The sequence below is a fragment of the Halopseudomonas xiamenensis genome (assembly GCF_014219065.1).
Taxonomy (GTDB): Bacteria; Pseudomonadota; Gammaproteobacteria; order Pseudomonadales; family Pseudomonadaceae; genus Halopseudomonas; species Halopseudomonas xiamenensis.
The window spans coordinates 1-10914 of sequence record NZ_JACLGO010000032.1 but is presented as its reverse complement, the minus strand read 5'-3'; the positions used below and the strand labels follow the sequence as shown (position 1 = coordinate 10914).

Below are 10914 nucleotides of genomic sequence, written 5' to 3'. Positions count from 1 at the left end.
AAAGGGTCGGCGGCTATACCTGGCTGCCCAGATAGCGCCGCTCCCAGGGGCTGATCTCGTCCATGAAGCTGTCCAGTTCCAGCTCCTTGCAGGCCAGATAACCGTCGATGAACTCCGGGGTGAAGAAGTCCGCCGCCACCTCACTGATGCGCAGCCGGCGGATGGCCCGGTGCAGGGTACAGCTCAGGCGCAGGTCATCCGGCACCTGGAACTCGCCCTGGGCCGGCAGATCCGGCTGCAACTGCCGCTCGATGCCATGCAGCCCGGCGGCCAGGGTCGCGGCGATCGCCAGGTACGGGTTGGCATCGGCGCCGGGTACGCGATTCTCCACCCGCCGGGCATCCGGCTCGCTGGCCGGCACGCGCAACCCGGTACGCCGGTTGTCCTGCGACCAGCACAGGTTGTTGGGCGAGGCGTAGGTGTGGCAGTAGCGTTGGTAGGAGTTGATGTTCGGCGCCATCAACAGGATCAGGTCGCCCAGCCCGGCCTGCAGGCCGCCGATGTAGTGCTGGAACAGCGGGGTCGCCTGCTGGCTACCAGCGTCGGTGAAGATATTCTGCCCGGCCTGGTCCACCACGCTCTGGTGGATATGCATGGACGAGCCGGGCATCTTCGACAGCGGCTTGGCCATGCACACCGCGATCAGGCCGTGCTTGAGCGCGATCTCATGCAACATGTACTTGAACAGGAAGGTCTGGTCGGCGATCAGCAGCGGGTCGTCATGGATGAAGTTGACCTCGTACTGGCTCAACCCCATCTCGTGCATTACCGCCTCGCAGGGTATCCCCACCGCCGCCATGCCGGCCTTCAGCTCGGCGAAGAACGGCTGCAAGCCGGTCACCGAACCCAGGGCGAATGCCTGGCTGCCGATCTCGCGCCGGCCATCCAGCCCGACCGGCGGGCGGAACGGCTGCAACACATCGGGATTGTGTTCGAAGACATAGAACTCGATCTCGGTGGCCACCTTCGGCGACCAGCCGTGGGCCTGGTAGCGCTCCACCACCCGCCGCAACATGCTGCGCGAGGACAGCCGAGATGGCGTACCGTCCACCTCCAGCGCTTCACACAGCGCCAGCGCCCTGGGCGAGGCCGTCCACGGCGTGACATGCAACTGCTCGGGGATGGTACGCAGGATGAAATCACTGTCGTCGTAGCCATAGTAGCGCGGGTCCGGATACTCCCCGGTCAGGCACTGCACCAGTACCCCATGCGCCATCTGCACCCGTCGCCCCTGCGCGTAGGCCTGGGCGTTGATCACCTTGCCCCGGGGTATGCCGTTCATGTCGGCGATCACGCATTCGACCTCAGCAATGCCGGCCAGGCGCTGGGACAGCGATTGGGCTACGGATAGGGAAGTCATGAAAATCACCTTGTTGCGACAGCTGCCTGTCCGGAAAGGTGACGATATTACCCCATCGAGCCGGCAGTGAATAATCCCGCCGCCCCCAACAGCCGGAATACCGGGCCGGTACTGGCGCATCCCGAGCGGATCGGATACTGTACCCATACCAGATGAACGAACATTCATTCTATTCCAGAACAATAACAAGGAATCCTCATGAACAAGCCCACTCCCCGGCGCTGGCTGACCACCCTGCTGCTACCGCTGTTGCTTGCCGGCTGTCTCGGCGGTGGCGGATCAGGCAGCGACAGCGCCGAGCCGCCGACCAGGCCGGCAACCAACCCGAGCTACCTCGAGGCGATCGGCCTTGGGGTCACCGATCTTGACGCCGCAGTCAGCTTCTACCGCAACGGCCTGGGCATGCGCGAACTGCAACGGCTGACCAGGGAAGACCGCATCGAAGTGGTCATGGAGTCGGCTGACCGCCGCGGCTCGCAGCTGTTGTTGATGGAGTTCACCGATGGTGTCGGCCGCCATTACCAGCAGAATCCGGGCAAGCTGGTGTTCTATGCCAAGGATGCCGCCGCCTTCGCCGAACGCTTCGAGGCCGCCGGCGGGCGCATCACAGCCCCGCCCAGTCCGCAGGCGGAGTATGACGGCACCCTGGTGGGTTTCGGGCGCGACCCGGACAACAACCTGATCGAGATGGTCGGCGTGCCCACGCTCACCGATTCCTTCCTCGCCGCGGTCGGTATCGGTGTCAGCGACCTGCAGCAGGCGCGCCGCCTGTATGGCGACGCCCTGGGGCTGACGGAGCAGGAGTTCCTGCAGGTGCCCGGCCTGTACGATGAATACACCCTGTTATCGCCGGTGCCCGGCGGCTCCGCCCTGGTGCTGATGCACTGGACCAATGGCAGCCAGCCGAACTATCAGGACAACCCGGTGAAACTGCAGCTGGCCAGCGCCGATCCGCAGGCGTTGGCTGACAGCCTGGCCAGTGCCGGCGCGGACATCCTCCGCCAGCCGGCCCCGTCCACTGAAGTGGATCTGCCACACACCCGTGTCGGCTATGCCAGCGACCATGACGGCAACCTGATCGAGATCCGCCAGTCCATTCGCTCCTATCTCGGGGCCGCCGCCATCGGCGTGGAGGACCTGGCCGCCGCGGAAGCCTTCTATACCAACGGGCTGGGCATGACCGTAGTGCAGCGGCGCAGTCGTGACGACCGGGATGAGGTGGTACTGGCGTCGGCCGATGGCACCGGCTCGCAGGTGGTACTGATGGAGTTCACCGACGGCCTGGCGCGCAACTTTCGACAGAACCCCGGCAAGCTGGTGTTCTATATCCGCGACCTGGCTGACTACATCGACGCCTTCATCGCTGCCGGCGGACGTATCACCCTGCCACCGGCCACCGACCCGGTGCTGGGAGTCACCGTTGGCTTCGGGCGCGACCTGAACAACAACCTCATCGAGCTGGTGGCCGACCCCACGGCGCAGCATTCCTACTTCGGCGCCTTCGGCATCGGCGTCAGCGACCTGGAACAGGCCCGGGCGTTCTATGTCGACCAGTTGGGTTTCCGGCAACTGATGTACCTGCCGATTCCCGGCATGTACAACGAGTACATCCTGCAGGGCCATGGTGGTTCGGCACTGGTGCTGATGAACTGGACCAACGGTGGCAACCAGCACTACCAGGACAATCCGGTGAAGATGGAAATCCGCAGCATCGCCCCCGACGCCTTTGCCGAGGCTGTTGAGCGGGCCGGTGGCGAGCTGCTGCGGATGCCCGAGGCGGATGACAGCCTGGCGGGTGAGAGGGTTGGCTATGCCAAAGACCTGGATGGCAGTGTGATCGAGATCCAGCAGGCACAATGGGGACTGGAATAATCAGCAGGCCATAACGACGATCCCCGGCCGGGGCCGGGGATCGTCAGTCACGCACAAGCGCCTCAGAAACTCAGCGGGCGATCGCCATCCTCATCCTTGATACGGGTCGGCAGGCCAATCTCGTTGAGCAGGTTGATGAACGGCTTGCAGTCCAGCTCTTCGACGTTGACCATCTTCTGCACGTCCCATACGCCCTGGGCGATCAGGATCGCCGCGGCCACCGGCGGCACCCCGGCGGTGTAGGAAATGCCCTGGCTGCCCACTTCCTCGTAGGCTTCCTTGTGGTCGGCGACGTTGTAGATGAAGATCTCCTTGTCCTTGCCGTCCTTCTTGCCCTTGACGATGTCACCAATGCAGGTCTTGCCGGTGTACCGGGGAGCCAGCGATGCCGGGTCGGGCAGCACGGCCTTGACCACCTTCAGCGGTACCACTTCCAGCCCTTCGGCGGTGGTGACCGGCTGTTCCGACAGCAGGCCGAGGCTGTTCAGCACGGTGAACACGTTGATGTAGTGATCACCAAAGCCCATCCAGAAACGGATGTTCGGCACGTCGAGGTTCTTCGACAGCGAGTGCAGTTCGTCGTGCCCAGTCATGTAGCTGGTACGCTCGCCGACCACCGGTAGATCGTCGGTGCGCTTGATCTCGAACATCTTGTTCTGCACCCACTGGCTGTTCTGCCAGCTCCAGACCCGACCGGTGAACTCGCGGAAGTTGATTTCCGGATCGAAGTTGGTGGCGAAGTAGTGACCGTGATCCCCGGCGTTGATATCGATGATGTCGATATCGCTGACGCTGTCGAAATACTGCACGCCGAGCGCAGCATAGGCGTTGACCACACCCGGGTCGAAGCCGACACCGAGGATCGCGGTGACCTTGTTCTCTTCACAGAGCTCGCGGCGCTTCCATTCGTAGTTGGCATACCACGGCGGCGTCTCGCAGATCTTCTCCGGGTCTTCGTGAATGGCGGTATCCAGGTACGCGGCACCGGTCTCGATGCAGGCCTGCAATACCGACATGTTAATGAAAGGCGATCCGACGTTGATGACCAGTTGCGACTGTGTCTTGGCAATCAGAGCCTTGGTCGCTTCGACATCGAGCGCATCCAGGGCATGGGCTTGCAATTCACCGGCAGTTTTCAGGCTGCCCTTTTCCCGCACGCTGTCGACTATCTGCTGACATTTCTCGACAGTACGCGAGGCGATATGGATGTTACCCAGTACGTCGTTATGCTGTGCACACTTGTGCGCGACAACCTGGGCAACCCCTCCGGCACCAATAATCAGAACGTTTCTTTTCATTACTTTTCCTCTATACGCCTCCTTGGGCTTGGGACCATGACCTCAGGAGAGGCCGCTTTCAAAGTCGTTGTAACCGAACTCGCGCACCAGCTCGACCTCACCGTTGAGCTGCCGCACGGCAATGGATGGCATTTTCACGCCATTGAACCAGTTCTTCTTTACCATTGTGTAACCGGCGGCATCGATGAACGACAGCCGATCACCTATCTGCAATTCCCGGTCGAAACGGAATTCACCGAAGATATCCCCGGCCAGGCAGGACTTGCCACACACCATGTATTCATGGGGGCCGTCACAGGGCGCCATCTTCGCCGACTCGCGGTAGATCAGCAGGTCCAGCATATGCGCCTCGATCGAGCTATCCACGATCGCCAGTTGCTTACCATTGTAGAGGGTATCGAGCACTGTCACTTCCAGCGAGGTGCTGTTGGTGATGGCGGCCTCGCCTGGCTCCAGGTAGACCTGCACGCCATAGCGCTCGGCAAAGGCTTTCAGGCGGGCGCACAGGCGATCCAGCGGATAGCCCTCGCCGGTGAAATGAATGCCACCACCGAGACTGACCCATTCGACCCGTTCGAGCAGCGAACCGAAGCGCTCCTCGATCTGCGTGAGCATGCTGTCGAACAGCTCAAAGTCGCTGTTTTCGCAGTTGTTGTGGATCATGAAGCCGGAGACCTGGTCGATCACCTGCTCGACCTTCTGCGCATCCCACTCCCCCAGCCGGCTGAACGGGCGTGCCGGATCGGCGATCAGCCAGTCGGAGCTGCTGACCTGCGGGTTGAGGCGCAGGCCGCGCACGTGGTTAGCGGAGGCATCGGCAAAGCGCTGCAGCTGACCGATGGAATTGAAGATGATCTTGTCCGAGTGGGCCAGCACCTCTTCGATCTCGTCATCGGCATAGGCCACGCTGTAGGCATGGGTCTCGCCACCGAACTTGAGCTTGCCCAGCTTGACCTCATACAGCGAGGAGGAGGTGGTACCGTCCATGTACTGCCCCATCAGGTCGAAAACCGACCAGGTGGCGAAGCATTTGAGAGCCAGCAACGCCTTGGCACCGGAGTGTTCGCGCAGATAGGCGATCTTCTCCATATTGCGCAGCAGCTTGCTCTTGTCGATCAGGTAATACGGCGTCTTGATCACGGTGTCACAGCCCTCAGGTCAGTCCGGCACGGGGCCAGGCATTACGCAAACGGGCGATTATAGTGCAAAGGGTGCAGGGCTTCGAGAAAATTTGCGGGACGGCCGGGACAGCCTCATACCATTTGTAACCGAGAGAAGCCCCGGCATGAGAGGCCCGGGCGGGGCAGATCAGAAGTTGTAGCGCAGACCGATGGTGGCTAGGTCGATATCGATATTGACATCAAACTTATCAGCAACGTCGTCGTAGCGCTCATACTCAGCTACTACTTCAAATTGAGGGGTCAGTGCATAGGTAGCACCTACCGCGTAGGAGGTAATCCAGTCTTTTTCAGAGTCACTCCAGGTTCCCCAGAAATCGTCCTTTATCTGGGCCTCGAACTTCAGCTTGTGGTAACCGACCTTGCCATACAGCTTGAATCGATCCAGCGGCAAAGTGGCCACCAGGTTCGCCCCGAAGCCCTCAACTTCAACCATTTCCTTGTAGCCTGGTTCCTTATAAGCAGCTTCGCCCAAATCGACATATTGGAATTCGATACCAATATAGGGATTCAGTTGAACGCCCGCGCCGAGCTTGAAGGCGGTATCAGTCTCATCCACCGAGCCGATAAAACCTTGGTAAAGATTGCCCAAGTCATAGTCAGCCTGGCCGATATTGCCAAACAGATAACCATTGACCTGATTCTCCGCAGCCTGAACGCCGGCTACCATCAGACCGGAAACCATTACCGCCAACAGTGATTTACGAAACATGAACTTGCTCCATCTAGTCCTGTGAGGCTGTCTCCATGACAGCCTGTCCTTTTACGTGCCTGATAACACGCAGCTGGATAGTAAATCACCGCAGAGAAGGATGTCACCTCAATATCACACCAACATCATCACAGCGTCATATCATCGCAGCCGGGTCATCCATTTCCCCTGCCTGCCAGTGCAGAGTCTCCGGCGTATCGGTACCCTGAGCAATGGCATGGGCCACCTGGGGCACGGCGTAGCAGTGATCTCCGCGGCTCGGCTGCCAGCTGTTGAACTGGGCATGGGTGATGCCGATCTCCCACGGCTCTTCCGAGTCCCAACCCACGGGCGACAGCTCCAGGCGCACTTCCGCACCCACCAGGCTGATGGACTCGATACGCAGGGGCAGATGGGCGTACGCCGCCGGCGCTGTCTGCAGCCGCACCTCGTGGGAGCGCATGTACAACTGCAGCGCCGGGGCCGGTGATGGCTCCGGCAAATGCACCCAGGCCTCGCCCTGGCGCAGCAGCTGCTCCTCGACCTGACCGGCAAACACGTTCACCTGCCCCAGGAAGTCGAATACGAAGCGGCTGGATGGTTGGGCATAGAGTTTCTGCGGGCTGTCCACCTGCTCGATGCTCCCGGCACTCATCACCGCCACCTGGTCGGACAGTTCCAGAGCTTCTTCCTGGTCGTGGGTGACGAATACGCTGGTAAAGTGGAACTCCTCGTGCAGCGCCCGCAGCCAGCGGCGCAGGTCCTTGCGCACCTTGGCATCCAGCGCGCCGAAAGGCTCGTCCAGCAGCAGGATCTGTGGTTTCATCGACAGCGCGCGGGCCAGTGCGATGCGCTGCTTCTGGCCGCCGGACAACTGCGCGGGATAACGCTGCGCCAGGTGATCGAGCTGGACCATCTCCAGCAGCATCTGCACACGCTGGCGAATCTCCGCCGCTGGCGGACGCTCGCGTGCCGGCAGCACGTCCAGACCGAAGGCCACGTTCTGCGCTACGGTCATGTGCCGGAACAGGGCGTAATGCTGGAATACGAAACCGACCCGGCGCTCACGTACATGCAACCGCGTGACATCCTCGCCGTGGAACAGTATGCGTCCCTCATCGGCGGTTTCCAGACCGGCGATGATGCGCAGCAAGGTGGTCTTGCCCGAGCCCGACGGGCCCAGCAGACCGACCAGTTGGCCATCCGGGATCTCCAGCGAGATATCCCGCAGTGCCTGGAAAGAACCAAAGTGCTTGGTAATACCTTCGATGGAAATACTCATCAGCGACTATCCGATAGATCATCCAGTGGGGCACGCTGACGGGCCTGGCGCCACTCCACAAAACTTTTCACGACAATGGTCAGCAACGCTATACCGGCCAGCAGCGATGCGCTGGCAAAGGCGCCAACCACGTTGTAATCCTGATACAACAACTCGACATGCAGCGACAGGGTATTGGTTTCGCCGCGAATATTGCCCGACACCACCGACACCGCACCGAACTCACCGACCGCGCGAGCGTTGGTCAGCACCACACCATACAGCAGCGCCCACTGGATGTTCGGCAGGGTGATCCGCCGAAACAGCTGCCAGCCCGTGGCACCCAGCACTACGCCGGCCTCTTCCTCTTCCCGCCCCTGCTGCTGCATCAGCGGAATCAGTTCGCGGGCGACGAAGGGACAGGTAACGAACACCGTAACCATGACGATTCCCGGCCAGGAAAACATCAGCTGTACATCCCGTTCCATCAGCCAGCCGCCCAGCCAGCCGTTGCTGCCATACAACAACAGGTACAGCAGGCCCGCCACTACCGGCGATACCGCGAAGGGAATATCGATCAGGGTGATCAGCGCCTTGCGCCCGGGAAACTCGAAGCGCGTCACCAGCCAGGCGAGGAATATGCCGAATACCAGGTTGATCGGCACCGTCAACGCCGCCACCAAGAGTGTCAGGCCGATGGCGTGCTGGGTATAGCGGTTGGTGAGATTATCCCAATAGGTGCCCGCTCCAGCGGACAGCGCCATATCGAAGATCAGGACCAGCGGAATCACCAGCATCAGCATGGTGGTGATGATCGCCAGCGTGATCAGCGACCACTTGACCCAGGGCTGGTCACCGCTACGCATTGTCTTGCGTTGCTGCATGATGTTATCTCCCGTGCAGCCGACGCAGATAGCGCGCCTGCCAGAGGTTGATACCCAGCAACAGCACCAACGAGGCCATCAAGACCACCGAGGCGATGGCACTGGCGGCAGCATGGTCGAACTCCTGCAAGCGCACGAAGATCATCAAGCTGGTGATTTCGCTGACATAGGGCATGTTGCCGGCAATGAAGATCACCGCACCGAACTCACCCAGGCTGCGGGTGAAGGACAGGCCGATACCGGTCATCAATGCCGGCCAGATGGCGGGAAACAGGATGCGGCGAAACACCGTCCAGTCCGAAGCACCGAGGCTGACTGCCGCCTCTTCATCCTCCGGCGCCTGGTCTTCCAGCACCGGCTGCACCGTGCGCACCACAAAGGGCAGACTGGTGAAGGACATGGCGACGATGATACCCAGCGGGGTGAAGGAGATCTTCAGTCCAAGCAAGTCGAAGAACTGACCATACCAGCCATCCTGCGCGAAAAGCGCTGCCAGGGTGATGCCCGCCACCGCCGTGGGCAGGGCGAACGGCAGGTCCACCAGCGCATCCATGATGCGCTTGCCGGGGAACTCATAACGCACCAGCACCCAGGCCAGCAGCAGCCCCACCAGGGCGTTGATGACGGAAGCCACTGCAGCCGTCCACAACGTTACCTTGTAGGAAGCGACTACCCGCTCATCGGTGATGACGGCCCAGTACTGCTCCCAGCCCATGCCCGCGGTATGGGCAATCAGGCCGGTCACCGGCAGTATCAATACGACACTGATGAAGAACAGCGAAATGCCCAGGCTCAAAGCAAAACCCGGCAAGACACGCTTGCCGGGTTGGCTGGAACGGCCTGGCAACAGGCCGGAAAGAGATCGATTCATTAGATGAAAACTAGTTACCGACGTTGAAGTTGGTCAAGTTTACCACCGCTGGCAAAATGTTCCTTCATCACATTCTCCCAACTGCCGCCGATCTGCTCGACCGTAACCAGCTCCAGCTCCGGGAAACGGTCGGCAAACTCGGCCGTTACCTTTTCGTTATGTACGCGGTTGTAGAAACCAGCAATCAGACGCTGGGCTTCTTCGCTATACAGTCCTTCAAGATAAGCCTTGGCCAGTTCCTCGGTGCCGTTCTGTTTCACGCTGCGATCCACCCAGGTGACCGGGAACTCGGCCAGGAAGCTGATCTTCGGCACCACGACCTGGTAACCCGGATTCTGCTCGGCGATATTGTTCACCTCTGCCTCGAACGTCAGCAGCACATCACCGATACCACGCTCGACGAAGGTAGTGGTAGCACCACGACCGCCGGTATCGAAGACTGCCACGTTGCCGAGGAAGGTGCGCAGGTAGTTATCAATGGCCTGCTGGTCTTCACCAAAGGTCCTCTGCGCATAACCCAGGGCGGCCAGGTAGGTATAACGGCCGTTGCCCGAGGTCTTCGGGTTGGGCAGCACCGAGCTGACATCGTCGCGCGCCAGGTCATCCCAGTTCTGGATGTTCTTCGGGTTGCCCTTGCGTACCAGGAAAGCCATGGTCGAATAGTAGGGTGAGCTGGCATTGGGCAGACGCTCGCGCCAGTTCTCCGGAATCAGGTTGCCACGCTCGTGCAGGATATCGACGTCGGTCACCTGGTTGTAGGTAACCACATCGGCACGCAGCCCCTGGATGATGGCCTGGGCCTGGCGCGAGGAGCCGGCGTGGGACTGCTTGATCTCCACCGTCTTGCCGGTCTTCTCCTGCCATTGCTCGGCGAACAGCTCGTTGTAGGCGGAAAACAGCTCGCGGGCGATGTCATAGGAGGAGTTGAGCAGCTCCTGGTCGGCTGCCTGCACATGGCCAACGGATAGCCCGGCACTCAACATCAAGGCTCCGCCCCAACGGCTGGCTCGCTTGAACAGGGAACGGTGAGTGGTCATACATCCTCCAGGCAGTGACTGCTGCGATTGATCAGGCCAAAGAGAATAACGAAGCCGGCTTTATATAACAATATTCCAGTTAGAACGTTTTGCTTATCACTCAAAACGATAAGGAATAAGGCCGAGGGAGGGGAAAGCGCAGCCTGTACGAAGGCTCATGGTGCAGCGCGTCGGGGGTGTAGCGCCCCGACGCTACGCCGTATCCAGCACGGCCGCTGCGGTGAACGCGATGCGAGACCTGGCGTGGTTGCCAGACCGCAGGCGTAGCGCAGGGGCGCTACACCCCGCCGGGTTGTCGAGCGCCTGCTCGACGACAGGGTTTCCCGGCTGGCTTGTTGCACAGGCAATAAAAAACCCCGACCTGTTTCCAGACCGGGGTTTTCCATTTGAAGCTTGACGATGACCTACTCTCACATGGGGAAGCCCCACACTACCATCGGCGATGCATCGTTTCACTGCTGA

The 10914-nt window shown here is 60.7% G+C and carries 9 protein-coding genes; 1 reads left to right on the top strand and 8 read right to left on the bottom strand.

From position 1 onward, the window contains the following. Positions 1 to 13: 13 nt before the first annotated feature. Complete coding sequence (locus H6X51_RS17170; protein ID WP_185268694.1) at positions 14 to 1360, bottom strand: glutamine synthetase family protein; 1347 nt, start codon at positions 1358 to 1360, stop codon at positions 14 to 16. 198 nt (positions 1361 to 1558) lie between these two features. Here H6X51_RS17170 and H6X51_RS17165 point away from each other — a divergent pair, with 198 nt between their 5' ends. After that, positions 1559 to 3232, top strand: a complete 1674-nt coding sequence (locus tag H6X51_RS17165) for a VOC family protein (RefSeq protein WP_185268693.1) — start codon at positions 1559 to 1561, stop codon at positions 3230 to 3232. Positions 3233 to 3294: 62 nt separating this feature from the next. On the opposite strand, the gene H6X51_RS17160 is transcribed toward H6X51_RS17165, so the two are convergent. The 7 genes from H6X51_RS17160 to cysP all read right to left on the bottom strand — a co-directional run bounded on the left by H6X51_RS17160 (position 3295) and on the right by cysP (position 10452). Further along, entirely contained in the window at positions 3295 to 4530 is a 1236-nt protein-coding gene (locus H6X51_RS17160) for a saccharopine dehydrogenase family protein (protein ID WP_185268692.1), read from the bottom strand. 42 nt (positions 4531 to 4572) lie between these two features. Beyond that, positions 4573 to 5670: a carboxynorspermidine decarboxylase gene (gene nspC, locus H6X51_RS17155; RefSeq protein WP_185268691.1), complete on the bottom strand. Its 1098-nt coding sequence runs from the start codon at positions 5668 to 5670 to the stop codon at positions 4573 to 4575. A gap of 168 nt (positions 5671 to 5838) precedes the next feature. Further along, entirely contained in the window at positions 5839 to 6420 is a 582-nt protein-coding gene (locus H6X51_RS17150) for a porin family protein (RefSeq protein WP_185268690.1), read from the bottom strand. A 136-nt stretch (positions 6421 to 6556) separates the two neighbouring features. Further along, positions 6557 to 7681 carry a sulfate/molybdate ABC transporter ATP-binding protein gene (locus H6X51_RS17145; RefSeq protein ID WP_185268689.1) on the bottom strand — a complete coding sequence of 375 codons (1125 nt, stop codon included), beginning with the start codon at positions 7679 to 7681 and terminating at the stop codon, positions 6557 to 6559. Continuing rightward, on the bottom strand, positions 7681 to 8544 hold the full coding sequence (cysW, locus tag H6X51_RS17140; RefSeq protein WP_185268688.1) for a sulfate ABC transporter permease subunit CysW: 864 nt from the start codon (positions 8542 to 8544) through the stop codon (positions 7681 to 7683). Before cysW ends, H6X51_RS17145 begins: the two co-directional genes overlap by 1 nt. A gap of 4 nt (positions 8545 to 8548) precedes the next feature. After that, positions 8549 to 9415 carry a sulfate ABC transporter permease subunit CysT gene (gene cysT, locus H6X51_RS17135; RefSeq protein WP_185268687.1) on the bottom strand — a complete coding sequence of 289 codons (867 nt, stop codon included), beginning with the start codon at positions 9413 to 9415 and terminating at the stop codon, positions 8549 to 8551. 14 nt (positions 9416 to 9429) lie between these two features. Then, positions 9430 to 10452 (bottom strand): thiosulfate ABC transporter substrate-binding protein CysP, encoded by a 1023-nt coding sequence (gene cysP / locus H6X51_RS17130; protein WP_328795749.1) that lies wholly within the window; start codon positions 10450 to 10452, stop codon positions 9430 to 9432. Positions 10453 to 10914 lie beyond the last annotated feature (462 nt).